This is a genomic window from Halorussus marinus (assembly GCF_004521895.1).
In the GTDB taxonomy this organism is placed as follows: Archaea; Halobacteriota; Halobacteria; order Halobacteriales; family Haladaptataceae; genus Halorussus; species Halorussus marinus.
The window spans coordinates 74,932-98,261 of the sequence record NZ_SBIR01000007.1; the positions used below are offsets into that span (position 1 = coordinate 74,932).

Annotated in this window: 22 protein-coding genes; 13 read left to right on the top strand and 9 right to left on the bottom strand. The window is 69.2% G+C overall.

Going from position 1 to position 23,330, the window contains the following annotated elements; translation table 11 throughout:
- Window positions 1-98 precede the first annotated feature (98 nt).
- Window positions 99-1,409, top strand: a complete 1,311-nt coding sequence (locus tag EPL04_RS10505) for a DUF92 domain-containing protein (protein ID WP_134671299.1) — start codon at window positions 99-101, stop codon at window positions 1,407-1,409.
- On the top strand, window positions 1,406-1,825 hold the full coding sequence (locus tag EPL04_RS10510) for a GNAT family N-acetyltransferase (RefSeq protein WP_134671300.1): 420 nt from the start codon (window positions 1,406-1,408) through the stop codon (window positions 1,823-1,825). Before EPL04_RS10505 ends, EPL04_RS10510 begins: the two co-directional genes overlap by 4 nt.
- Here the strand turns inward: EPL04_RS10510 and dnaG are convergent.
- Window positions 1,822-3,216 carry a DNA primase DnaG gene (dnaG, locus tag EPL04_RS10515; protein ID WP_134671301.1) on the bottom strand — a complete coding sequence of 465 codons (1,395 nt, stop codon included), beginning with the start codon at window positions 3,214-3,216 and terminating at the stop codon, window positions 1,822-1,824. The two genes, EPL04_RS10510 and dnaG, sit on opposite strands and share 4 nt — an antisense overlap.
- Window positions 3,217-3,376: 160 nt before the next feature.
- On the opposite strand from dnaG, the gene EPL04_RS10520 reads away from it, so the two are divergent.
- Window positions 3,377-3,730: a hypothetical protein gene (locus EPL04_RS10520; RefSeq protein WP_134671302.1), complete on the top strand. Its 354-nt coding sequence runs from the start codon at window positions 3,377-3,379 to the stop codon at window positions 3,728-3,730.
- 76 nt (window positions 3,731-3,806) lie between these two features.
- Here the strand turns inward: EPL04_RS10520 and EPL04_RS10525 are convergent, their stop codons facing one another.
- Complete coding sequence (locus EPL04_RS10525; protein WP_134671303.1) at window positions 3,807-5,417, bottom strand: Na+/H+ antiporter NhaC family protein; 1,611 nt, start codon at window positions 5,415-5,417, stop codon at window positions 3,807-3,809.
- Between the two features lie 347 nt (window positions 5,418-5,764).
- Entirely contained in the window at window positions 5,765-6,487 is a 723-nt protein-coding gene (locus tag EPL04_RS10530) for a sugar phosphate isomerase/epimerase family protein (protein ID WP_134671304.1), read from the bottom strand.
- A gap of 104 nt (window positions 6,488-6,591) precedes the next feature.
- Between EPL04_RS10530 and EPL04_RS10535 the strand changes: the two genes are divergently transcribed.
- The 4 genes from EPL04_RS10535 to EPL04_RS10550 all read left to right on the top strand — a co-directional run bounded on the left by EPL04_RS10535 (window position 6,592) and on the right by EPL04_RS10550 (window position 10,331).
- Window positions 6,592-7,548: a D-2-hydroxyacid dehydrogenase gene (locus EPL04_RS10535; protein WP_134671305.1), complete on the top strand. Its 957-nt coding sequence runs from the start codon at window positions 6,592-6,594 to the stop codon at window positions 7,546-7,548.
- Window positions 7,549-7,722: 174 nt separating this feature from the next.
- On the top strand, window positions 7,723-7,941 hold the full coding sequence (locus tag EPL04_RS10540) for a DUF3311 domain-containing protein (RefSeq protein ID WP_134671306.1): 219 nt from the start codon (window positions 7,723-7,725) through the stop codon (window positions 7,939-7,941).
- Window positions 7,938-9,407 (top strand): sodium:solute symporter family protein, encoded by a 1,470-nt coding sequence (locus EPL04_RS10545; RefSeq protein WP_134671307.1) that lies wholly within the window; start codon window positions 7,938-7,940, stop codon window positions 9,405-9,407. Before EPL04_RS10540 ends, EPL04_RS10545 begins: the two co-directional genes overlap by 4 nt.
- A gap of 36 nt (window positions 9,408-9,443) precedes the next feature.
- A complete protein-coding gene (locus tag EPL04_RS10550; protein ID WP_134671308.1) occupies window positions 9,444-10,331 on the top strand; it encodes an HFX_2341 family transcriptional regulator in 888 nt (295 codons plus the stop codon).
- A 64-nt stretch (window positions 10,332-10,395) separates the two neighbouring features.
- Here the strand turns inward: EPL04_RS10550 and EPL04_RS10555 are convergent, their stop codons facing one another.
- Genes EPL04_RS10555 through EPL04_RS10565 form a run of 3 tightly spaced genes read right to left on the bottom strand, consistent with a single transcriptional unit; the run spans window position 10,396 to window position 14,251 of the window.
- The gene (locus tag EPL04_RS10555) at window positions 10,396-11,604 is read right to left on the bottom strand and encodes an outer membrane protein assembly factor BamB family protein (protein ID WP_134671309.1); all 1,209 of its coding nucleotides are present in this window, start codon (window positions 11,602-11,604) and stop codon (window positions 10,396-10,398) included.
- A 53-nt stretch (window positions 11,605-11,657) separates the two neighbouring features.
- Window positions 11,658-12,338 carry a DUF1405 domain-containing protein gene (locus tag EPL04_RS10560; RefSeq protein WP_134671310.1) on the bottom strand — a complete coding sequence of 227 codons (681 nt, stop codon included), beginning with the start codon at window positions 12,336-12,338 and terminating at the stop codon, window positions 11,658-11,660.
- Between the two features lie 53 nt (window positions 12,339-12,391).
- Complete coding sequence (locus EPL04_RS10565; protein ID WP_134671311.1) at window positions 12,392-14,251, bottom strand: formate/nitrite transporter family protein; 1,860 nt, start codon at window positions 14,249-14,251, stop codon at window positions 12,392-12,394.
- Between the two features lie 138 nt (window positions 14,252-14,389).
- On the opposite strand from EPL04_RS10565, the gene pdxS reads away from it, so the two are divergent.
- Window positions 14,390-15,298: a pyridoxal 5'-phosphate synthase lyase subunit PdxS gene (gene pdxS, locus EPL04_RS10570; RefSeq protein WP_134671312.1), complete on the top strand. Its 909-nt coding sequence runs from the start codon at window positions 14,390-14,392 to the stop codon at window positions 15,296-15,298.
- 20 nt (window positions 15,299-15,318) lie between these two features.
- On the opposite strand, the gene EPL04_RS10575 is transcribed toward pdxS, so the two are convergent.
- The gene (locus EPL04_RS10575; protein ID WP_134671313.1) at window positions 15,319-16,197 is read right to left on the bottom strand and encodes a homoserine kinase; all 879 of its coding nucleotides are present in this window, start codon (window positions 16,195-16,197) and stop codon (window positions 15,319-15,321) included.
- Window positions 16,198-16,316: 119 nt separating this feature from the next.
- Here EPL04_RS10575 and EPL04_RS10580 point away from each other — a divergent pair, with 119 nt between their 5' ends.
- Window positions 16,317-17,705, top strand: a complete 1,389-nt coding sequence (locus EPL04_RS10580; RefSeq protein ID WP_134671314.1) for an NAD(P)/FAD-dependent oxidoreductase — start codon at window positions 16,317-16,319, stop codon at window positions 17,703-17,705.
- 31 nt (window positions 17,706-17,736) lie between these two features.
- Here EPL04_RS10580 and EPL04_RS10585 read toward each other — a convergent pair whose 3' ends face one another.
- Window positions 17,737-19,083, bottom strand: coding sequence for a hemolysin family protein (locus EPL04_RS10585; protein WP_134671315.1), 1,347 nt, complete (start codon window positions 19,081-19,083; stop codon window positions 17,737-17,739).
- A gap of 5 nt (window positions 19,084-19,088) precedes the next feature.
- Window positions 19,089-19,682 (bottom strand): DUF6149 family protein, encoded by a 594-nt coding sequence (locus tag EPL04_RS10590; protein WP_134671316.1) that lies wholly within the window; start codon window positions 19,680-19,682, stop codon window positions 19,089-19,091.
- A gap of 105 nt (window positions 19,683-19,787) precedes the next feature.
- Between EPL04_RS10590 and EPL04_RS10595 the strand changes: the two genes are divergently transcribed.
- From EPL04_RS10595 to EPL04_RS10610, 4 genes are all read left to right on the top strand, one after another.
- Window positions 19,788-21,029: an NAD(P)/FAD-dependent oxidoreductase gene (locus EPL04_RS10595; RefSeq protein ID WP_134671317.1), complete on the top strand. Its 1,242-nt coding sequence runs from the start codon at window positions 19,788-19,790 to the stop codon at window positions 21,027-21,029.
- 81 nt (window positions 21,030-21,110) lie between these two features.
- Window positions 21,111-22,631 (top strand): PAS domain-containing sensor histidine kinase, encoded by a 1,521-nt coding sequence (locus EPL04_RS10600; RefSeq protein ID WP_134671318.1) that lies wholly within the window; start codon window positions 21,111-21,113, stop codon window positions 22,629-22,631.
- 109 nt (window positions 22,632-22,740) lie between these two features.
- Window positions 22,741-22,977, top strand: a complete 237-nt coding sequence (locus tag EPL04_RS10605; RefSeq protein ID WP_134671319.1) for a DUF7120 family protein — start codon at window positions 22,741-22,743, stop codon at window positions 22,975-22,977.
- A gap of 113 nt (window positions 22,978-23,090) precedes the next feature.
- Window positions 23,091-23,327 carry a hypothetical protein gene (locus EPL04_RS10610; protein ID WP_134671320.1) on the top strand — a complete coding sequence of 79 codons (237 nt, stop codon included), beginning with the start codon at window positions 23,091-23,093 and terminating at the stop codon, window positions 23,325-23,327.
- Window positions 23,328-23,330 lie beyond the last annotated feature (3 nt).

Sequence of the window (23,330 nt, forward strand, 5' to 3'; positions counted from 1 at the left end):
CGGCGGGTCGTCCGTCCGCCGTCCGTCAGACGGCGCCGGGGAGCAGAGCCGGCGCTTCGGGAGGATTAAGTAGGCGTCGGCGGAAACGGGGAAGCAACGTGACCACGAGAGTTCGTCGCGCGGCGGCGTACGCCGCGGTCTCGACGCTGTCGCTTGGGGCCCTCGCCGTCGGTCCGGCGACCGCCATCGCGTTCGGTCTCGTCGCGGTGGCGGCCCTCTCGATCACCGACGGCCCGGTGTTCGAGCTGTTCGCCCGGCCCGCCGACAGACAGGTGGGTCGGCTCGACGGGCTGGCGGGATTCGCCTTCGCCGCGACGGGGCTGGCTCTGCTGTCGTCGCTGCTCGGACTCCCGACGCGGGCGTTCGTCGCCAGCCTCCTCGTGGTCGGATTCGGCAACCTCGCCCAGCAGGCGGCCCGGGAGTACGGCGCCGACGAGCTTCAGCGCACCGGCGCGTTCGTGCTCGGCGGCCTGCTCGCGGCCGCGGTCGGACAGGCTCTGGTGCTCGAAATCGACGGACCCGGGATCGCGGGCGCCCTGCCGAAAGTGGTGTTTCTGGCGGCCAGCGGCGCGCTCGCGGCCGCGCTCCTCCGGTCGGTGCTGTTCGCCCGCGACGACCCGCTGGTGTTGCTGTCGGTGGCGTTCCTGCTCTGGCTGTTCGCGGATCTCGCGGTCGCGGTGACCGTCGAGAACGTCGCGATCGCGGTTGCGGTGACCGCGCTCTTTGGCTACGTCTCGTGGGCGCTCGACGCCGCCTCGATCCCGGGGATGCTGACGGGCATGCTACTGGCGGTGCTCACCGTCGTGCTCGGCGGCTACGCGTGGTTCGCGGTGCTCATCGCGTTCTTCGGCATCGGGAGCCTCTCGACGAAGTTCCGGTACGAGGACAAGCAGGCCCGCGGCGTCGCCGAGGACAACGAGGGCGCCCGCGGGAGCGGCAACGTGCTCGGGAACGCCGCGGTCGCGCTCCTGGCGGTGCTCGCGTACGCGGCCCACGGGAAGCTCCCGGTCGACGGTTCGCTGTTCCTGTTTGCGTTCACCGGTAGCATGGCCGCCGCGATGAGCGACACCCTCTCCTCGGAGATCGGCGGGGTGTTCGACGAGCCACGGCTCATCACCACGTTCGAGCGGGTCGAACCCGGCACCGACGGCGGCGTGACCTGGCAGGGCGAACTCGCGGGGCTCGCGGGCGCGTCGGTCGTCGCGGCGCTCGCGGTCGCGCTGTTCGGGGACATCGGGCTCGTCGGCGGCGCCGTGATCGTCCTCGCCGGAGTCGGCGGGATGACGATGGACAGCGTGCTCGGGGCGACCGTCGAGGGCGACCGACTCGGCAATCAGGGCGTGAACTTCCTCGCCACGCTGACCGGCGCGATCGTCGGCGCGGCGCTGGCGGCGCTCGTGGTCGCGTGATCCGGACCGCCGTCGCCGCCGACGAACCCCGGCTCCGCGAACTTCAGGGTCACCTCCGGGAGCCGAACCCGCCGCTGTTGAGCTACGCGATCGACGGTCCGCCGATCACCCTCGTGTCGGTCGCCGACGGCGAGCCCGCCGGCTACCTCGTCGCGTTCCACGACGGAGAGGCCGGCTACGTCGCGGAGCTGGTCGTCGCGCCGGCCCGCAGGCGGGAGGGCCGAGCGCGGCGATTGCTCGCCGGCGCCTTCGACGCGCTCCGGGCGGCCGGCTGTTCGCGAGTCCGCCTCGCGGTCCACCCGGAGAACGACGCCGGGAGCGCCCTCTACGAGTCGATGGGGTTCGAGGAAGTCGGTCGCGACCCGGCCTTCTACGCCGACGGTAGCGACGCCCGAGTGCTCGGTCGACGGCTCTAGAACTGGTCTGCGGTCCGGATACGGACGCCGGCCGGCTGCTTGACGAACTCCCCGAGGTCGGCGGCGACGAGTTGCCCGACGCCGCGCTGGGCCGCCACGTCGAGGAGTCGCTGTTCGAGCGTCCCGTCGAGCACGACGGCGTACGGCGTCTCGTCGGCGTCCCGAACCGCCTCGAAGGCGTTTTCGGCCGCCACCTCGCCGAGCGTCTCGTAGGACTCGCCCAGCAGTCGGGCCGTCCCGGTCTCGGCGTCGACGACCTCCTCGACGTGGCCCTCGAGGGTCGCCGGCGCTGGCTCGGCGTCGGTCGGGGCGTCGGCGTCGTCGCCCTCACGGGTCGACTCCGCGTCGGACGCGTCGGGCGCGGAGTCGGGGTCGGTCGCGTCCGGGTCGGGTTCGGCGCCGGGCGAGACCGGTTCGGCGTCGGCCGACGCCGGCTCCTCGGGGCCGGCGTCGCCGTCGGGTGCGGGCGCGGGCCGGGCGCTCCCGTCGGTCGCCGCGGTCCCGGGCTCGCTCGCGTCCGAGTCGACGCTCGCGTCCGCGCCGTTCGGTGTCGCGTCCCCGTCGTCGGAGCGCTCGTCGTCCTCGCCGACCATCGACTTCTCGAACGGGCGCTTGCTCCGGAGCGCGGACATGACCTCGTGGCGTTCGAGGTCCTCGACGGACTTGCCGCCGGGCGCGAACGCCACGTAGTCGATGTCCCCGACCTGCGAGAGCTCTTTCCGGATGAGGTCGCCCCCGCGGTCGCCGTCGAGGAACGCGGTGACGGTCCGACCCTGCGTGAGGTCGGCGACGGCGTCGGGGACGTTGGTGCCCTCGACGGCGACGGCGTTTTTGACGCCGTACCGCAGGAGGTTCAGCACGTCCGACCGGCCCTCGACCACGACGATGGCGTCGCTGTCCTCGACCCGCGGTCCCGCGGGCAGGCCCTCGTACTCGGCGATGTCCTCGACGCGGACGCTCTGGCGGACCTCCTCCATGATCTCTCTGGAGGACATCACGTCCTCGTCGAACGAGTCGGCGAGCAACTCCTTGGCGCGGTCGACGACCTTCCGGCGCTTGGCGGCCCGCACGTCCTCGATCTTGGAGACCGAGACGCTCGCGCGACACGGACCGACGCGGCTGATCGTTTCGAGCGCCGCCGCGAGGATAGAGGTCTCTACTTTGTCGAGACTCGACGCGATGGTGACGGTTCCGAACGACTGTCCGTTCTGGCTGTCGACGCTGACGTCGATGCGACCGAGTTTCGACGACTGCTGGAGGTCGCGGAGATCGAGGTCGTCGCCGAGCAGGCCTTCGGTCTGCCCGAAGACCGCGCCGACGACGTCACTCCGCTCTACCACCCCGTCGGCGGTGATGTCCGCGTGAATGACGTATTTTGCTGTATCGTCCATGAGTGATGAACTGCCCGTGTGAGGGGCGTGATTGTGATGTGTCCATGTGCGGAAACGCGGCCATGGATGTTTTAAACTGACACACCGAAACTGAAATACCTGTCGTCACCGTGGGGAGCCGGGTGCCACCTTTTTTGAACTGTCGCCGAAATCGTCGGTCGTGAACCGCACCGTTCGGTACGCCGTCGGGGTCGCGGTCGGTCTCGCCGTGCCCGCGGCGGTCGCGGCCGCCGCGCCAACCTCTCGCGTCCCGATACTGCTCGTCGCCATCGCACAGGTGTACGCCGTTGGAACCGCCATCGCGCTCCGATTTCCCGACCGGCTCCGCCGCACCGACGCGCCCAACTGGACGAGCGGCGCGTTCGCCGGCGTCCTCACGTTCGGGACCACGGCGCTCTTGCAGGGCGTCGACGCCGGCCCGACGCTCGCCGCGACGGTTCTGGGGTGGGGGCTGGCCGGGTTCGGTTTCGTGACGGGAATCGCGTACGAACGGGGCGAGTCCGGCTCTCAGTAGTCAGTCGCGGGCTCGCCGCCCGGCGTGCGGGCGACCGCTCACCTCCCCGAATCGCAAAAAAGTCGCTGTCGGTCGATCAGTCGTCGGACGGCGCGGCGTCCCGGCTCGACCGCTGGGCTCGCGCCGTGAGGTTCTTGCGGTTGGCGTCCCACTCCGAGAGGCCGTAGACCAGCCCGTAGAGCAGGCCGACGCCGACCGGGAGCAACACGAGCGGCGTGACCCGAGTCGCGCCCCAGATGGTCAGCATCGCCGCCGCGACGAGGACGACGGTCACCGCGTAGTACATCTGGGTCCGGACGTGGTCGATGTGGTCCGCCCCCGTGAACGTCGACGACAGGATCGTCGTGTCCGAGATGGGCGAACAGTGGTCGCCGAAGATCGCACCGCTGAACACGGTCCCGATCGCGACCGGTAGTAGCTCCGGCGTCGAGTTGCCGATGTTCCACGCCAGCGGGACCGCGATCGGTGTGACGATCGCCATTGTCCCCCACGAAGTCCCCGTGGAGAACGCGATCAGCGCCGACGCGAACAGGATGATGACGGGCAACAGCATCGGACTGATCAGCGACTCGGCGACGTTAGTCACGTAGACGCCCGTCCCGAGCGAACTGGTGACGCCGCCGATGGTCCACGCCATGACGAGGATCGACGCCGCGGTCAGCATCATGCTGAAGCCGTCGATGACCGTCTCCATGGCCTCTTCGAGGTCCATCAGGCCCCCGACGGTCCCGGAGATGATCCCCATCGCGGCCATCGAGAACGCCCCCCAGAGGAGCGCGTCGACGAACTGGGCGTTGCTGACGACGTCGATGAACGCCGCGCCGCTCTCGGATCCCGCGAAGCCGGTGTAGGCCGCGCCCGCGAAGACCACGGCGATGAGCGTTCCGACCGGCAGGAGGAAGTACCGGAGCTGGGGCGAGTCGGTGAACATGTCGCCCAGACTGTCCTCGGCGCTTTGCATCGGCACCGCGTCGTCCCGAAGCACCTTCCCCTCCTTCCACGAGCGGTGCTCGGCGTCGAGCATCTCGCCGAAGTCACGCTGGGTGAGGATGATGATCCCGACCATCGCCAGCGCGAAGATGCAGTACATGTTGAACGGGATGCTCTGGAGGAAGAGGCCGAACGACTCGGGGGCCTGACCGGTGATCCCCGCGGCCTCGTAGCCCTGTTCGATCATGCTCAGTTGGTAGACGACCCAACTGGAGATGCCGAACGTCGCCACCGGCGCGGCGGTGGAGTCGACGATGTACGAGAGCTTCTCCCGGGACATCCGCATCTCGTCGGCCATGTCACGCATCGTCGTGCCGACGATGGCGGTGTTCGAGTAGTCTCCGAAGAACCACAGCATCCCGAAGATCCACGTCGCCAGCCCGACTTTCCGCTGGGAGTCCAACCGGGAGGTGGCGGCGTTCGCGATGGCGAGCGCCCCGCCCAGCCGCCATATCAGGGCGACTCCGGCCCCGAGGAACATCACGATCATCAGGATCTTCGCGTGGAAGAGGCTCTCGCCGATCGACTGGGCGGTCCACGTCAGCGTCTGGACGACGCCGTGGCCACCCGTGTAGATGACCCCGCCCGACCAGATTCCGAGGAACAGCGAGAGGATGGCGCGGCGCGTGACCATCGCCAGTACGATCGCCAGCAGCGGCGGTACCAGCGAGAGCGCACCGAACGTCTCAGTCGCCATCGAGTCCCTCCGCGACGGCGCTCCGTTCGACGCGAACTGCGCTCGGCGTTCCGTCCCGCGTCGGTCCGGCCTCCGCTTTGGCTCCGTCGAAAACGCTTTTTGTGTATGACATATGTTGTGTTTTGGCGTAACCCAGTACTGGGTGGACAGTTGACGCAAATAAACCCTCCGGATTCACAGGTAGCTTGTCATTATCGGAGTTTTCTCTGACTATCGTAGCGTAATACTTGAGAGGTTCGATAAACCATCAATTCGGTCGGCTCCAGTCCGAATCCCCGGGTGTCTCGCCGAGACCCTGTCGGCTGGTTCACACGAAAAAAGAGGCGTGAACGCGTCGCCCGCGACCTCTACGCGAGGAGGTCGGCCACGCCGGCCGCGCCGCGGGCCAGCGACGCCTCGGGGTCGTCGGGGTCGTCGTGCTCGTACACGAGCCACTCGGTCCCGGCCTCGCGGGCCGCTCGGACACACCGCTCGGCGTCGAGGTCGCCGTCGCCGAGTTCGACCGGCCGGTCGCCCGCCACGTCCTTGAGGTGGACGAGCGGCGCGCGGTCCCGGAGCCGACCCAGCAGTTCGGCCGGCTCCCGTCCCGCCGCGGTCGCCCACCCCGCGTCGAGTTCGAGATCGAGGTCGGTCTCGTCGACCAACAGATCGTACGCCGTGGCGTCGCCGACCGCGACGAACTCGTGGTCGTGGTTGTGGTACGCGAGTCCGAGCCCGCGCTCGCCGAGACGGGCGTCGATCTCCGCGAGGAGTCGGGCGGTCTCGGTCGTGCGGTCGCGGCTCGTGAAGTGTGGCTCGTCGAGATACGGGACGACGAGCCGATCGCACTCGAGTCGCCGATAGGTCTCGACGGTCGCCTCGAAGTCGTTTTCGAGCGCCTCGATCCCGACGTGGGCGGCGGCCGCGTCGAGGCCGGCGTCGTCGAGCGCGCGCCGGACGTCGCGGGGGTCCGCGCCGCCGAGCCCGGCGAACTCGACGCCGTCGAAGGCGGTCTCGCCGACCCGGGAAACCAGTGCGGGGACGGGCTCGTCCAGTTCGCGGAGCGTGTACAGCTGAATCGCGGATCGCATACCGCCGGTACGCCGGACGGACCTAAATCGGTTGTTGCGCCCGACCCCCGGTCGGCGAGCGGGCCAGCAACAGCTATTACTCGGTGTCGGCCGACGCCGTAGACATGCCCAACGATCCGACCGTTCTGATCCCCCACTACCTCTCGGACGACGCCAGAGCGAGCCTCCGGACCGCGCTCGCCGACCGACTGCCCGGCGCCGATCTCGCGGTGACCGCGACGCCGCCCGAGACCGACGACCGACTCCCCGACGCCGAGATCGTGGCGACGGTCCGGCTCCCCGACGACCGGCTCGACCGCGCCGAGCGCCTCCGATGGGTGCAGTCGCTGAGCGCCGGCGTCGACCACTTCGACGCCGACGCGCTCGAATCCCGGGACGTCGCGCTCACCAACGCCTCGGGGGTCCACGCCGAACCCATCGGCGAGCAGGTGCTCGGGTACATGCTGGTGTTCGAGCGCAACATCCACAAGGGGATCGCCCAGCAACACCGCGGCGTCTGGGAGTCGTACGGCGGGCGCGAACTCCGCGACGAGACGGTCGGTATCGTCGGCGTCGGCGCCATCGGCGCCCGCGTGGCCGAACTGGCGTCCGCGTTCGGGATGGAAGTGCTCGGCACCAAGCGGACCCCCGAGACAGCCCCCGAGGCGGTCGACGAGGCGTTCGGCCCCGACGGGCTCTTCGAGGTGCTCTCGCGGTCCGACTACGTCGTCGTCGCCTGTCCGCTCACCGACCAGACCCGGGGACTGCTCGGCGAGGAGGCGTTCCGGACGATGCCCTCGACCGGCGTGGTCGTCAACGTCGCCCGCGGGGAGATCGTCGATCAGGACGCGCTCACCGCGGCGCTCCAGCAGGGCCGGATCCGCGGAGCGGCCCTCGACGTGTTCGACGAGGAGCCCCTGCCGGCAGACTCGCCGCTCTGGGACCTCTCGAACGCGGTCCTCACGCCCCACATGGCGGGGTCGACGCCCCACTACTGGGAGCGGTGTGCGGACCTGTTCGCGGACAACTACGAGCGGTACGTCGCCGGCGACCTCGACGGGATGACAAACAGGGTGCTCTGAGCGCCGGTCGAGCGGTCGATTCCCGAGCGGGCCCGGTGGCCCGATCGCGGACTCCCCCGAGGACGACGAAAGACAATCGTACCGGAACCGCACATTTGAATAAAATTTTGATTCAAAGAACTACCTTGGGTACTTTCAGCAATACTTATGCCGGCGTGGTGGCAATCGGCTGATATGGTCTCGAAACTGGAAGCGGTCGGGTGGGCGATCGCCGGCTTCGTCGTCGCCGCACTGGCGATCCCGTGGTTCATGTGGCGTGACGCGACCGTGATCGCGGGACTGCCGGCGTGGCTCTGGTGGCACATCGGGTGGATGGCGCTCGCGGCCGCGACGTTCTGGGCGTTCGCCCGCCGCGCGTGGGGCCTCGGCATCGAGGCGGAGGTGCGACCGTGAGCGACCTCCCGCTCCAACTCGGCATCATCGGCGGCTATCTGGTGCTCGCGCTCGCCATCGGCCTGTTCGCCTACCGGCTGACCGACCGCTCGGCCGAGGACTACTACCTCGCGGGCCGGACGCTCGGGACGGTCGTGCTCCTGTTTACCACCTTCGCCACCCTGCTGTCGGCGTTTACCTTCTTCGGCGGGCCGAACCTGGCGTACGGCGCCGGCCCCGAGTGGATTCTCGTGATGGGGCTGATGGACGGGATCATCTTCGCGGTGCTGTGGTACGTGGTCGGCTACAAGCAGTGGCTGGTCGGCCGCGAGCACGGCTACGTCACCCTCGGCGAGATGCTCGGGGACCGCTTTGGCTCCCAGTGGCTCCGCGGACTCGTCGCCGCGGTCAGCCTCTTTTGGCTGTTCCCGTACGTGATGCTCCAGCAGGTCGGTGCCGGCACCGCGCTCGAAGCGCTCACCGGCGGGACCATCCCCTACTGGGCCGGCGCGGGGCTCATCACGGCGTTCATGATCGCCTACGTCGTGCTCGCGGGGATGCGGGGCATCGCGTGGACCGACACCCTCCAGGGGGCGTTCATGCTCGTTATGGTGTGGGCCGCCCTCGCGTGGGTGCTCTCGGCCGTCGGCGGGGCGGGCGCGGCCACCGACCGGCTCGCGGCTTCGAACCCCGAGTTCCTCGCGCTCGGCGGCGGGCTCTACACCGTCCCGTGGATGCTCTCGCAGGCGATCTCGATCGCGTTCGGGGTGGCGATGTTCCCGCAGGTGAACCAGCGGTTCTTCGTCGCGAAGTCCAAGACGGTGCTCAAGCGCACCTTCGCGCTGTGGCCGATTCTGGTCGTGTTGCTGTTCGTCCCGGCGTTCCTGCTCGGGGCGTGGGCGCAGGGGCTCGGGCTGGCGGTGCCCGACGGCGGGAACGTCCTGCCGGTCCTGCTGAACGAGTACACGCCGGCGTGGTTCGCCGCGCTGGTCGTCGCGGGCGCGATGGCCGCGATGATGAGCTCCTCGGACTCGATGTTGCTCTCGGGGTCGTCGTACTTCACTCGGGACCTCTACCGGCCGTTCGTCAACCCCGACGCGAGCGACCGGCGCGAGGACGTCCTCGCGCGGATCGGTGTCGCCGTCTTCGCGATTCTGGCGTTCGTCGCCAGCCTGTTCCGGCCGGGCTCGCTCATCGAGATCGGCGACACCGCCTTCGGCGGGTTCGCCCAGCTCGCGCTCCCGGTCATCGCCGCCCTCTACTGGCGTGAGACTACGCGGGCGGGCATGTTCGCGGGCGTCGGCGGGAGTCAGGCGTTCTACCTCGCCAGCGTCTTCACCGGGTTCGTTCCCGACGCCTTCTGGGGCTGGAGCGCCTCGGTCGTCGGGATGCTGATCGGGCTCGCGCTCACGGTCGGCGTTTCGGCGTTCACCGCGCCCGCGGCCGACGAGCGCCCCGCCACCTACGAGGGGCTCGGCGCCGACTAGCCAAACCTTTTCTCGCGCTCGGAACAACCCACGCGCATGCAGACACACGTCGTCCCGGTCGGGTTCGACTACGACCGGCTCATCGCCCCGCTCGTCCGCGACCAGCTCGACGTCGACAGGGTCATCCTGCTCGAAGGTGCGGTGGGGAGCGAGGCGAACGTCGAATACTCCCGGCATATCTCACAGAAGCTCGAACAGGACTTCCGGAACCTCTTAGGCGCGACTACCGAGCGGGTCGTGGTCGCGGACGTCTACGACTACGACGCCGCGTTCGAGCAGGCCTACGACCTCATCAACGCCGAGCTCGACGCCGGACGCGAGATCTGGGTCAACATCTCCTCGATGCCCCGCACGGTCAGCTTCGCGTACGCCACCGCGGCCCACTCGGTGATGGTCGAGCGCGAGGACGAGCGCGCGAAGATCCACACCTACTACACCGCCCCGGAGAAGTACCTCGAAACCGAACTCGCCGAGGAGCTACGCCGGCAGGCCGACCTGCTGGCGGACCTCGACGACGGGGTCGACGACGACCGGGTCGCCGAGCGCCTCGACAGCGCCCGGGACCTCCTCGCGGAGTTCGACGAGCGCGGGACCACCATCGGCGCAAAGGAGTTCGGCGACGGTCACATCGTCGAGCTTCCGGTCGCCTCGTTCTCGAACGTCAAGCCGTTCGAGGAGGTCATCCTGTTCAAGCTCGGCGAGGACGGGGAGTTCGCGTCGGTCTCGGAGCTGGCGGAGGCGCTCGCCAGCGAACTCGACGAGGAGTACACCGACAGCTTCCGGTCGAAGGTCATCTACAACGTCGACCGGCTCGGGCCGGGCGGCAAGGGGTACATCGAGCAGGAAGAACACGGGAAGTCCTACCGGACCAAACTCTCGCGAATCGGCGAGCTGTGGGTTCGGGCCCACGCGAACGGGGAGTGACGTCGTCCGATAGCTGACCTCGCCTGCTGGCGACCGCGTCGTCTTCTCGACTCTTTCGGCGCTATCACTCCAGCCCGTACAGCAGTCCGTCCCCGGTCCCCACGTACAGCATCCCGTCGGCGGGCACCGGCGACCCGCTGACCGGCGGGTCGATCCGGACCCGCCACCGCTCGGCGCCGTTCCGGGTCCACGAAACCACCTCGCCGTCGGCGCCGACCGCGTAGACGCCACGATCGCCGACGGTCGGGCCGCCGTAGTACTTCTCGCCCGCCTCGGTCCACTCGGGGTCGCCCGTCGCGGCGTCGACGGCCCGGAGCGTCCCGTCGAGGCCGGCGACGTAGAGGACGCCGTCGGCCAGCGCGGGCGAGGCCTGCACGCCGTCTGGCGGGGCGAGTCGCCACGCCTCGTCGCCGGTGTCGGCGTCGAGCGCGACCAGCGGGCCGGTTCCGGTGGGCACGTAGACGAGGCCGTCGCCGACGACGGGCGCCCCGACGGGGTTGAACCGCGGCGACTCGCCGAGCCGTTTGGACCACACCGCCGCGCCGTCGGCGAGGTCGATCGCGTGGACGGTGCCCCGCGTGTCGGGGTCGGCCTCGTCGTCGTCGCGGGCCGCGGCGTAGGCGACGCCGTCGGCGAGCGCTGGCGCGCCCCAGACGGAGGTCTCGACGGAGTACTCCCACCGGACCGAGCCGTCGGCGCGCTCGACGGCCGCGACCCGGCCGCCGTCCGGGCCGTGACCTGCCGTTCCGACGCCGAGGACGAACGCCTCGTCGGCGACCGACGGCGACGACTCGGGGTTGGTGAGGTCGGTCCGCCACCGCCCGAAGCCGACCGCCCGGCCGAACGCCCGGAGCCCGCCGTCGGCGGCGACTCCGCGGAGGCCGTCGCGGTGGGGGACCGCGAGCGTCCCGTCGGCCAGCGCGGGCGTGAGCTGGGCGTAGTCGCCCGCGTCGTGCCACCGGACCGCGCCGTCGGCGGGGGCGAGCCCGAACACCCCGTCGAACCACGCGTTGGCGTAGACCGCGTCGCCCACGAGGGGCTGGGTCGAGTTGCGGTAGTAGCTACCGGCGGCGTGGACCCACGCCACCGTCGGCTCCTCGGACGGGCCGACGGCGTCGGGGTTGGCGGCGGCGTTGGTCGCGTCGAACCCGAACTGGGGCCAGCGCTGGTCGTCGGGGACGCCGTCCGAGCCGGTACAGCCGGCCGTCGCGGCCGCGCCCGCGGTCGCCGCCGAGGCGAGCAGCTCGCGACGGGAGAGCGTCGTGGAGGGCATCGGTTCCGAGATTACGGGCTCGGCTCAAAAGGATTTCGTCGCCGACGGGCGGCTCAGGCCTCGCGGCGGTCGGCTTCGAGCTTCTTCACCCGGGTCGACAGCGCCAGAAACGTCGCCCCGAGCGTGAGCGCGACCGCCCCGGCGGCCGCCACGTCGTGAGCGGCGAGCGCGTGGTCGTACGTCGAGCCGACCCACTCGGCCGGAACGGTCGTGTGGTGGGGCTCGCCGACGATCGGGACGAAGTAATCGACGAGGTCGTTGAACCCGTACCACGCGACCGCGACCGCGACCGCCCGGACCGAGAAGTCGGCGTATCGGTGGAGCACGAACGCCTCGGCGACCATCCCGAGGTGGCTCCAGAACAGGAAGTTGTACATCGCCCAGTGGAGATACGAGAACTCCGCGTTGAACGCGAGCAGGACGTACGGCGTCCAGAGCCCGAGCTTGATACAGCCGAAGAACGCGAGGGCGTCGAGCCACTCCCGGGAGCGCCCGAGCTTCCAGAGCGCCAGACTCCCCGCGATGAACAGGGTCGCGACGGGGCTGTCCGGGACGAACGGCCACATCACGACCGGCTCGAACGAGAACTGCCCCTGATAGTACCAGAACCCGAACGCGGTGCCGACGAGGTTGATCGCGACGATGACCCACGCGTACCTGAGCGCGAACTCCTCCAGCCGCCCGGGCAGGGGCGCGACGTACCGCGGGAGGTCCTCCCGACTCGGCAGCGACATACCGGGACGGTCGCACGACCGGCGCAAAGCTCTGGCGGTCTCGGCGAGCCGCCTTACGGCCGCCCGAACAGCCGGCGCCGGAGGCTCCTGTCGGTCGCCCGCTCGGCGAGCACCACCGAGTTGTTCACCTCGTTGACGATGTCGAAGTGGAGCGAGTCGGTCACGAGTCGCGCGAGCAGGCCCTGCTCGGTCGCCCCGACCAGCAGCAGCGACCGATCGGCGGCCTCGCGGGCGATCGCGCCCTCGACGTCGCCCGAGTCGTCGACCACCAGCTCGGCGTCTCCGAGGTCGTGGGCGTCGGCCCAGTCGGCGAGGAACCGCTCGCCCGCCTCGCGCTCGTCGGGGTCGTCGACGACACGCAACAGCGTCACTTCCGAGCCGGCCGTCTCGCCCAGCGCCCGGGCGACCTCGGCGTTCAGGTCCGCGTGGGCGTTGTCGGCCACCGGCAGGAGGATCCGGGAGGCGTCGAGCCCGCGGTCTTTGAACACGAGGAAGTCGGCCGGGAGCCGGCTCGTGAGCTCGTCGAGCGCGCGCTCGGCCCGCCCCGCCGACCACAGCCGGTCGTCGCCCCAGCCCATCACCACGAGGTCGGCGCGGTTGCGCTCGGCGATGTCGAAGATCTCCTCGAACGACCGGTGGGAGACGACCGTCGAGGTCCGCGAGTCGACGTCGTAGTGGTCGGCGATCTCCCGGATGTCGGCCATCAGCGCGTCGGACTCTTCGATGATGCGGTCGCGCTGGTCGACGTTGTACCCTTTCGGCGTCCGGTCAGGCGTCTGGACGATGTGGACGACGTGGACGCTGGCGTCGGGCTTCCGGGTCGCGAGCGCGCACGCCAGCTCCACGAGCGCGGTCTCGGTCCGCGGGTTCGAGATCGGAACGACGATGCGATAGCCCTCCCGGCCCTCGCCGCCGTGCTCGGCGGTGTCGATCAGCGGGACGTACGATCGGCCCGCGAGCCCGCCCAACAGCCACTCCCGGAGCGAGAGCTGGCGATCGACCCCGTCGAACCGGGCGGATTCGAGGCGGTGGTCGGTGGTCTGGAAGTAGTTGACGATGGTGACCAGCACCACCCCGCCGATCGTGTTGCCGAGCAACACCGGCAACACGAACTCGACGATGCCGACCCAGAACGCGAGGTCGCCGTGAAGCACCAGATACACCATCTCGGTGAACGAGACCACAGAGTGGTACAGCCCTCCGAGCGGGATCGCGAGAAAGGCGATGTACACCACCGCGAGCCGCGAGATGGTGTCGCGGGCGGCGTACTCCACCCAGACGACCCCGGCGACGATGAGCCCCGCGAACGCGGCCTTCGAGAACAGGCTCCACCACGCGGTGTCGACGCCGGTCTGGCCGAGGTCCGCGGCGACCGCGGCCGCCTCCGGCGAGATGACCCCGCCGAACGCGAGCGCGGTCGCCCCGAGCGCCCCGCCGACGAAGTTGCCGGCCAGCACGACCGTCCAGTTTCGCAACAGCGCCGGGATGCTCGCCAGCCGTTCGAGCGCCAGCGCCACCGGCGGGAGCGTGTTCTCGGTGTAGAGCTGGTAGCCCCCGATGATGATGTAGATGAACCCGAGCGGGTACAACAGCGCGCTCACCACCGGATCACCGCCGGTGGAGGCCTTCAGCGAGACGTACAGCATGAAGGTGATGGTGATCGCGAACCCGGCCGCCAGCGCGCTGAAGAACAACTCGCGGCTCCCCGAGGTGATCTCCTCGTCGGCGGCCGCGATGATCCGCTGGAAGATCTCGTCCGAGGAGAACCGGTCGCGGACGACCGACCCGACCGCCGGCGCGCCGCTCCGCGAGCGCTCGACCGCCTCCCGCACCGACTCCTCGGGGTCGGGCGGCGCGCCCGAGTCGGGTGTAGTTCGACTCGACTCCGCAGGGCCGGTATCGGCGTCCGTCATCGTCGGAACTGTCTCGCACAAAAAACTAAGCGTTTGGCATCTGCGTTCGGCTCGGCTCCGGGCGCGACCGGACCGCCCGACGCGGCAACCTCGTGGCCAACCGGTACGCATTAACCGTTCCCGTCGTAACCAACCACCATGGCCGACCCAACCGATATCGAGGAACTCAAGCGCGGTAGCGAACTCGTCAAGCGCGGGTTCGCCCAGATGCAGAAAGGCGGCGTCATCATGGACGTGGTGAACCGCGAGCAGGCCCGGATCGCCGAGGACGCGGGCGCGGTCGCGGTGATGGCGCTCGAAGCCGTCCCCGCCGACATCCGCAAGCGCGGCGGCGTCGCGCGGATGGCCGACCCCGCCGACGTCGAGGAGATCATCGACGAGGTCTCGATCCCGGTGATGGGCAAGTCCCGGATCGGCCACACCAAGGAGGCCCAGATCCTCGAAGCGATCGGGGTCGACATGATCGACGAGTCGGAGGTCCTCACGCCCGCCGACGACGCCTACCACATCGACAAGCGGGAGTTCACCTCGCCGTTCGTCTGTGGCGCCCGGAACCTCGGCGAGGCGCTCCGGCGCATCGAGGAGGGCGCGGCGATGATCCGGACCAAAGGCGAGGCCGGCACCGGCGACGTGAATCAGGCGGTCCACCACCAGCGCACCATCAAGGGCGCGATCCGGAAGATCGTGGGCATGAACCACGAGGAACGCGAGGCGTTCGCCCGCGAGATCGAGGCGCCCGCACACCTCGTCCACGAGACCGCCGACGCGGGGCGGCTCCCGGTCGTCAACTTCGCGGCCGGCGGCATCGCCACCCCCGCCGACGCCGCGCTGATGATGCACCACGGCTGTGACGGCATCTTCGTCGGCTCGGGCATCTTCGGTGCGGAGGACCCCGAGGCGATGGCCGACGCCATCGTGGCGGCGACCAACAACTACGACGACCCCGAGCGCCTCGCGGAGATCAGCAAGGACATCGGCTCGGGCATGAAGGGCGAGGCCAACGCCGACCTCCCCGAGGAAGAGAAGTTGCAGGGCCGCGGCAACTGAACGGCGACTCGCCGACTTTTTTATCGATAGATCTCCGCGCCCGACCCGACCTCGGTCGGGTAGGCGCGGGCGTCGACGCCCGCCTCCGAGAACCCCTCGACCATCGCGGCCGCCACCTCGCGGCGGTCGCCGGGCCGACACACCGCCAGCACCGACGGCCCCGAGCCCGAGACTGCGATCCCGGTCGCGCCCGCCTCGCGGGCCGCCGACTCGACCGCCTCGTAGCCGTCGATGAGCTCGGCGCGGGCGGGCGTGACGACCGGGTCGGCCATCCCCCGCCCGACGAGGTCGGGGTCGTCGCGGGCCATCCCGGCGACCAGCGTCGCGGCGTTGCCCACCGTCTCGACCGACTGATCCATCGTCACCGAGTCGGGGACGACCCCGCGGGCGTCCCGGGTCGAGACGACGGTCTCGGGGAGACAGACCACCAGCGAGAGGTCGGCCTCGAGCGTCGTGATCCCGTCGTCGGTGACGATCGTGAACCCGCCGAGGATCGCGGGCGCGACGTTGTCGGCGTGGGCCTCGCCCGAGACGGCGGCCTCTCCCTCGGCGGCGACCCGGACCAACTCCTCGTCGGAGAGTCCGCGGTCGTAGAGTTCGTCTAGCGCGACAGCGGTCGCGGCCGCGCTCGCCGCCGACGAGCCCAGCCCCGAGGAGGGTCTGATCCCCTTGTCGATCTGGATGCGGGCCGGCGCGTCGAGCTCTCGGGCGACCACGCCCGCGGTGTTGTCGGCCGGGTCGGTCGGGATGAACTCCGCGCCAGCGCCCGTGATCTCGATCGTCGTCTCGCGGGCTCGCTCGACCCGCACCACGTCGCCCGGTCGGACGAGCGCGACCCCGAACACGTCGAAGCCGCTCCCGAGGTTCGCGCTCGTCGCCGGTGCCCGCACCGTTAGCATGTCCGACCGTTACGGGGGCCCCAGCAAAAACCTGCCGGGAGCCGGTGGGCCCGGCGACCCGCGCCGGCGGCCGGCGAGCTTCAACAAGACCTTTGGCCGCCCGCGGCGAACCCGGTGGCATGAAAGGTGTCGTCGGTGGGGGAATCGCGGGCCTCGCGGCCGCCTACCGCCTCCAGAAGCACGGCCACGACGTGCAGGTGTTCGAAGCCAGCGACCAGATCGGCGGCCTCGCGGCGACGTACCAGACCCGGGGCGACCAGATTGAGAAGTTCTACCACCACCTCTCGGCGACCGAAGAGACCATCGTCGACCTCATCGAGGAGCTCGGACTGGGCGACGATCTGGTGTGGCCGATCGGCAAGAACGCCTACTACATGGAGGGGACCGTCTACCCCCTCGACAAGCCGTGGGAGATCGCGGCGTACCCGTACATGAGCGTCTACGACAAGTTCCGGCTCACGATGCTCACCCAGGAGATCGACGTCCGGGGCGGGGTCCCGAAGTTCGACACCTACGACGACCTCGAAGCGTTCGAGGACGTTCCGATCAAGGAGTTCCTGCTCGAGCACACCTCCCGTGGGGTGTACGAGAACTTCTTCGAGCCGCTGCTCGACGCGAAGTTCGGCGACCGCAAGGAGGACGTGAGCGCGGCGTGGCTCCTCGGGCGCATCAAGTTCCGGGGCGAGCGCGACCTCCTCCGGGGCGAGCCGCTCGGGTACCTCGAAGGCGGGTTCGGCCGCTTACTCGACGCGCTCGTCGCGGCGGTCGGCCGAGAGAACATCACCACCAACGCCCGCGTCGAGGGGCTCGGCATCGAGGACGGCGCGGTCGGCGAGCTCACCGTGGCGGTCGAGGATGGCGCTGGCACCGACGGTCCGGACGCGGCGGCCCACGCGGAGGCCGACGGCGGGACGACGACTCGGACGCACGCGGTCGACGACGTGGTGGTCGCGGCGATGCCCAACGTCCTCGAAGATCTCACCGGCTACGAGTGCGACATCGACTTTCAGGGGGCGGTCTGTGCGCTCGTGACGATGGAGGAGTCGCTCACCGACACGTACTGGCTCAACATCGGCCACGACGCCCCGTTCGGCGCGCTCATCGAGCACACCAACTACGTCCCGCCCGAGCGCTACGGCGGCGATCGACTGCTGTACGTCGCGAGCTACATTCAGGACTACGAGGAGGACCTCTGGCAGATGGACGACAACGAGATCGAGGCGCTGTGGCTCGACCACATCGAGGAGATGTTCCCCGACTGGGACCGCGACAGCGTCTCGCAGTTCCGGCTCGCCCGGAACCCGCGGGCCGCGCCGATCTACGAGCGCGGGTATCTCGACACGGTCGTCCCCTACGACCTCGCCGAGGAGGTCGCCGACGGCGTCTACTACGCCGGGATGGCGAGCCGAGCCCAGTACCCCGAACGGAGCCTGAACGGCGGCATCCTCGCGGGCTACGAGTGCGCCGACCGGATCGCCGACCGGAAGGAAGTCGTCCGGACCGAGTAGATCCGATCCGTCCGGAACGCGCGACGATCGGTCACTCGGTCGGCTCTTCTCCGGGGGGCTCTTCGGACTCGGCTTCCCGCACGAGCACCTTCGAGACACGGGCGCCCTCGACCCGCACGACCTCGAACGCGTAGCCGCCGGCCTCGATCCGGTCGCCGACCTCCGGGGCGCGCCCGAGCCGGTCGAGCACGAGCCCGCCGACCGTCCCGAAGTCGTCGATCTCGACGTCGGCGTCGAGTTCGTCGTTGACTTCCGAGATGGTGACGGTGCCGTCGACGGCGTAGCTCCCGTCCTCGCGGGCCTCGATCGACGGCTCGCGGGCGTCGACGTCGAAGTCGTCCCGGAGGTCTCCGACGATCTGCTCGACGAGGTCTTCGACCGTGACGATTCCCTCGAACGACCCCCACTCGTCGATGATCGCCGCCATCTGGTTGCGCTCGCTCTGGAACTCGGCCAGCAGGTCGTCGATCCGGCCGGTCTCTGGCACCACCGGGAGCTCGCGAGCGAGGTCGCCGGCGGTCGCGTCCGACGGGCCGTCGCTCGACTCGCCGGCCCGCAACACGTCTTTCACGTCGACGAAGCCGACGACCTGATCGCCGTCGGCCTCCAGCACGGGGTAGCGGGTGTGGCCCTCGTCGATGATGACCTTGCGGAGGTCGGCCAGCGAGAGGTCGGCTCGGACGCTCACCACGTCCGGCTGGGCCACCATGACCTCCCGCACCGAGGTGTCGTCGAGCTCGAACACCTGTTCGATCATCTCGACCTCCGCCTTGTCGATGTTGCCCTGACTCCCCGACCGCGACAGCACCATCAGGATCTCCTCTTCTTCGAGGGTCTCTTCGGTCTCGGAGGCCGGCGGGATGCCGAGCAGTCGGGTGAACGCGTTCGCCGTGCCGTTGAACACGACGAGCCCCGGCAGGAACACGTAGTAGAAAAAGCGCATCGGTGGCGCGACGAACAGCGAGAGCTGTTCGGCGCGCGCAATCGCGATGGTCTTGGGCGCCAGCTCCCCGAAGACGACGTGGAGGAACGTGATGGTCCCGAACCCGATCGCGAACGCCGCGAGGTGGATCAGGTCCGGCGGGAGGATCGAGCCAAGAACCGGCTCGATCAGCGCCGCGACCGCGGGCTCGCCGACCCACCCGAGCCCGAGCGACGCGATCGTGATCCCGAGTTGCGTGACCGCCAGATAGTCGTCGAGGTGTTTGAGCTCTTCCTGAAGCAGTTTCGCGCCCGACCGGCCCTCCTCGACGAGGCTGTCGACCGACGTCGACCGGACCCTGACGAACGCGAACTCCGCCGCGACGAAAAAGCCGTTGAGGACGACCAGAAACAGGGCGAACAGAACGCGACCGACCGAGAACGCGACGTCTACCATTCGGGTTACGCCTCGGCGTTCTCGTCACCGACGCCCGGCGCCTGACTCACGTCCACGTCCTCGGGCTCCTCGCCGCCGCCGACGCGGACCTCGCCGTCGGGACCTTCGACGTACACGTCGTCGGCGAAGCCGCCCTCGGCGTAGGGGTGTTCGGGCTCGGCGAGCTTCTCGGGAGTCGAGGGGGCCTCGGGGATGTCGCTCGGGGGCGCGAACTCCCCGAGCGGGTCGTCGATGGCGATGCCGTGTCGTTCGAAGAACGTCTCGTAGCGCTCGTAGTGGTCGCCCAGTTCGTCGACCGGGAACTCCATCATCTCGGTCCAGCCGTGGTTGTAGAAGTCGAAGTTGGCCTGGATGTGGGTGATCTCGCGGGCCTCGGCCTCGGGCGCGCCGTCCTGGAGCGCGGCGAGGTAGGTGTCCATCGTCGCGTCGAAGAAGGCGTCGAGGTGCTCGCGGCGCTCTTCGCGGCGCTCGGCGTCGGCCTTCCCGAGGAAGATGTCGGTGTGCATGTCGACGAGCTTCCCCTTCACGAGGTCCGAGACCATCGGGAGTTCGAGTGCCTTCTTCGATGCGAAGTGGCGGACGTTCTGGTTTATCTTCATCACCCGAGAGTTAGGGCCGAACTCCTAAAAGATCGTTTGTTCGTGACTGTCTGTCACGATAGACAGATAGCAATCCACTTTAACCCCGACACTGAACGTTCGGCTATGAGCGATTCGTACGTGATAATCGGCGACGGCATCGCGGGGAGTTCCGCTGCCGAGACCCTCCGAGAGGAGGCCCCCGACGCCGATGTGACAGTCATCACCGACGAAGGTGAGGCCCTCTACAACCGCATCCTCATCAAGGAGTTCGCCAAGGGGAAGCTTCCGGAGGCTCCCATCTCGATCCACGAGCCCGACTGGTACGAAGAGCGGGACATCGACCTCGAACTGAACACGTTCGTCACCGAGGTCGACCCCGACGCCCGCGAGGTCCACACCCACGACAGCGGCACCTACGAGTACGACAAACTGCTCGTGGCGACCGGCGGCACCCCGACTCAGCTCCCGGTCGAGAACAGCGACGCCGAGGGTATCCATCACTTCTGGACGTTCCAGGACGCCCGGAAGATTCAGCAGGACGCCGCGGTGGCCGACACCGGCGTCGTCGTCGGGGCGGGACTGCTCGGGATCGACCTCGCGGCGGTGTGTGCCGCCCAGGACGTCGACGCCAAGTACATCATGCGGGGCAACCGCTGGTGGCGCTACGGGCTGAGCCTCGACGGCGCCGAGATCATCCACGACGCCCTCGAAGAGAAAGGCGTCGACCTCGTGCTGGAGAGCGGCGTCGAGCGCTTCGAGACCGACGACGACGGCGCGGTCGTCTCGACCGTCGACGCGAACGGCGAGACGTTCGACAGCGAGTTCGTCGGCGTCGCCATCGGGCTGAACTTCAACACCGAGTACCTCCAGGGCGCCGGCATCGAGGAGGACAACGGCATCGTCGTCGACGAGTACATGCAGACGAACGTCGACGACATCTACGCCGCCGGGGACATCACCCGCTACTACGACACCATCCTCGACGAGCACGCCCAGAACGGCTCGTGGGGCTCGGCGAAAGAGCAGGGCCAGATCGCGGCCAAGAACATGGCCGCCGACGAGGAAGTCGAGTCGTTCCGGTGGGTCTCCTCGTACTCGATCACCCACTTCGACTTCCCGTTCCTCTCGTTTGGCTTCCCGACGCTGGGCGACGACGAGTGCGAGCGCAAGTACAGCGACACCGAGTGGCGCCGCCTCGCGTTCAAGGACGGCAAGCTGGTCGGGGGCGTCCTCATCGGCGACATCGCCCCGCAGGGCAAGTACAAGGACCTCATCCGCCAGGAGGCCGAGGTGGCCGACCAGAAGGAGGTCCTCCTCGAAAAGGAGTTCGACCCCGAGAACCTCGCGATCCGCCAAGAGCAGTAAGCCGACCCGTTTTTTCGAATCCGATCGCCCCGGCCCTGTTGGCCGGCGTCCTTATCAGCGTCCGCGCCGAACGTCGCGCCGATGGGGGAGTTCTCTCCGGCCGAGGAGCGCGACGAATCCGACGCCGACGACCCGCGACTGTCGGGCGCGGCGCTCCTCGACGCGGTCGCCGACGGCGTCTACCAACTCGACCGCGAGGGCCGGTTCGTGGCGGTCAACGACTCGCTCGCAGACCTGACTGGCCACTCGCGGTCGTCGCTGGTGGGCAGTCACGTCTCGCGGGTTCTCGACGTGCAGGACGTCGTCGGGGCCGAGACCGCCATCCGAGAGCTGTTGGTCGGCGAGTCCCGCGACGAGATCCGGCTCACCTGCCCGGTGTTCACCGCAGGCGGCGACACCGTGGCGTGTGAGGTGCGGGCGAGTCCGATCCGGCTCAAGGGGGAGTTCCGCGGGACCGTCGGGGTCGTTCGCGAGGTCGACGACGCCGACGCCCCGGGAATCGATGACGTCGGCGAGCACCGGCAGGCGTTCGACGCGCTCGCGGAGGCGTCGGCCGACGGCATCATCATGCTCGACGACGACAGCACGGTCCGGTACGCCAACCCCGCGGTCGAGCGCATCCTCGGCTACGAGCCCGACGAGCTCGTCGGCGCCTCGAAGATGACGATCATCCCCGAGCGGCTCCGGGAGGTCCACGCCGAGGCGCTCCAGCGGTACCTCGAAACCGGCCGCAAGCACATCGACTGGACCTACGTCGAACTCCCGGGGCGCCACGCCGACGGCCACGAGGTGCCGCTCGCGGTCTCGCTCAACGACTTCGAACACGCCGGCGAGCACTACTTCGTCGGCACCTTCCGGGACATCTCCGATCGCAAGGCGGCCGAGCGCGAACTCGAACGCCAGAACGACCGGCTCGAACGGTTCGCCAGCATGCTGGCTCACGAGCTCCGCAACCCCCTCGAGATCGCACGGGTGTCGGTCGAACTCCTCGACGGCGGCGACGAGGCGACCCGCGAGGAGATCGCGGACGCGCTCGGACGCATCGACGAGATCATCGACGTGTTGCTGGCGATCGCCCGCGACCGCGAGCTGATCGAGGGTGTCGAGGCGGTCGCGCTCGCCGACGTCGCCGCCGACGCGTGGGCCGACATCGAGACCGGCGCGGCCACGCTGGAGAACGACGCCGAGGCGGTGGTCCGGGCGAACCCCAGCCACCTCCGCCATCTGCTGGAGAACCTGTTTCGGAACGCGATCGAGCACGGCTCGACCAGCGACGGTCCTTCGGACGACGGCGACTCGGAACCCGACTCCGCCGACTCCGACGACGCTCCGGTGACGGTGCGGATCGGCGACCTGTCGGACCCCGACCCGGGATCGGACGCGCCCGTCGGGGGCTTCTACGTCGAGGACACCGGCTCGGGCATCCCCGAGTCTCAGCGCGCCGCCGTCGCGGAGCCGGGTTTCACCACCGACGAGACCGGAATCGGTCTCGGGCTCACCTTCGTCGCCGAACTCGCGGCGGCCTACGGCTGGGAGTGGTCGATCACCGAGAGCGAGGCGGGCGGCGCCCGCTTCGAGTTCGTCGGCGTCGGGCTCGCGTGAGCCACCGCCCGATCCACGAGTCGGGCCACTACTCTCTGGTCGCCGCGGGCGGCGGCGGAATCGAGACCCAACCCAACGTTGTTGTGGCTGGGGACAGAAGGTGGGCGGTATGCCCCAACTCGAAATCGACCTCACGGACGACATGGACATGCAGATCGACCAGCTCGTCTCCCAGGAGGAGTTCGTGGATCGACAGGAGGCCCTCGAAGAGATGCTCTCGCTCGGGATCAAGGAGTATCAGACGACCATGGGCACCGACACGCGCGACGAGATGGAGTTCGCCGACGAGATGATGGAGACGACCGAGCGGTCGCTCGGCGAAGACGACGACGGCTATCGGTTCTGAACGCGCCCGCTCTCGGCGCCGAGTCGCTCCGTCGCTGTCCCGTTTTTTGTCCGGTCGATTGCTGTTAGGAGAAGATTTAAGTGTTTCCGTGGTATTTGGTACCTTGTAGCACGATGGCAACGAACACGACATCCGGTTCGGACGCTCGAACGCTCCGCGTCCGTCCCATCGACGACGTGCCGCCGGACCGCCCGGTGTGGCACTTCGACGAACTGCCCGAGCGCGCACAGCAGTTGCTCGCCGAACGAGACGACCGCGGCTGCGTCGCGGTCGCGCCCGACCTCGCGTCGGCGTTCGCCGACGAGCCGGTCGTCGTGTTCTCCGAGTACCTCCTGATCGAGTCGGCCTGACCC

Excerpts from the sequence above, each read along its gene's own strand:
- dnaG (WP_134671301.1), bottom strand. The coding sequence starts at position 3,216 with ATGGACGATACAGCAAAATACGTCATTCACGCGGACATCACCGCCGAC.
- EPL04_RS10525 (WP_134671303.1), bottom strand. The coding sequence starts at position 5,417 with ATGGCGACTGAGACGTTCGGTGCGCTCTCGCTGGTACCGCCGCTGCTG.
- EPL04_RS10530 (WP_134671304.1), bottom strand. The coding sequence starts at position 6,487 with ATGCGATCCGCGATTCAGCTGTACACGCTCCGCGAACTGGACGAGCCC.
- EPL04_RS10535 (WP_134671305.1), top strand. The coding sequence starts at position 6,592 with ATGCCCAACGATCCGACCGTTCTGATCCCCCACTACCTCTCGGACGAC.
- EPL04_RS10540 (WP_134671306.1), top strand. The coding sequence starts at position 7,723 with ATGGTCTCGAAACTGGAAGCGGTCGGGTGGGCGATCGCCGGCTTCGTC.
- EPL04_RS10550 (WP_134671308.1), top strand. The coding sequence starts at position 9,444 with ATGCAGACACACGTCGTCCCGGTCGGGTTCGACTACGACCGGCTCATC.
- EPL04_RS10555 (WP_134671309.1), bottom strand. The coding sequence starts at position 11,604 with ATGCCCTCCACGACGCTCTCCCGTCGCGAGCTGCTCGCCTCGGCGGCG.
- EPL04_RS10560 (WP_134671310.1), bottom strand. The coding sequence starts at position 12,338 with ATGTCGCTGCCGAGTCGGGAGGACCTCCCGCGGTACGTCGCGCCCCTG.
- EPL04_RS10565 (WP_134671311.1), bottom strand. The coding sequence starts at position 14,251 with ATGACGGACGCCGATACCGGCCCTGCGGAGTCGAGTCGAACTACACCC.
- pdxS (WP_134671312.1), top strand. The coding sequence starts at position 14,390 with ATGGCCGACCCAACCGATATCGAGGAACTCAAGCGCGGTAGCGAACTC.
- EPL04_RS10575 (WP_134671313.1), bottom strand. The coding sequence starts at position 16,197 with ATGCTAACGGTGCGGGCACCGGCGACGAGCGCGAACCTCGGGAGCGGC.
- EPL04_RS10580 (WP_134671314.1), top strand. The coding sequence starts at position 16,317 with ATGAAAGGTGTCGTCGGTGGGGGAATCGCGGGCCTCGCGGCCGCCTAC.
- EPL04_RS10585 (WP_134671315.1), bottom strand. The coding sequence starts at position 19,083 with ATGGTAGACGTCGCGTTCTCGGTCGGTCGCGTTCTGTTCGCCCTGTTT.
- EPL04_RS10590 (WP_134671316.1), bottom strand. The coding sequence starts at position 19,682 with ATGAAGATAAACCAGAACGTCCGCCACTTCGCATCGAAGAAGGCACTC.
- EPL04_RS10595 (WP_134671317.1), top strand. The coding sequence starts at position 19,788 with ATGAGCGATTCGTACGTGATAATCGGCGACGGCATCGCGGGGAGTTCC.
- EPL04_RS10600 (WP_134671318.1), top strand. The coding sequence starts at position 21,111 with ATGGGGGAGTTCTCTCCGGCCGAGGAGCGCGACGAATCCGACGCCGAC.
- EPL04_RS10605 (WP_134671319.1), top strand. The coding sequence starts at position 22,741 with ATGCCCCAACTCGAAATCGACCTCACGGACGACATGGACATGCAGATC.
- EPL04_RS10610 (WP_134671320.1), top strand. The coding sequence starts at position 23,091 with ATGGCAACGAACACGACATCCGGTTCGGACGCTCGAACGCTCCGCGTC.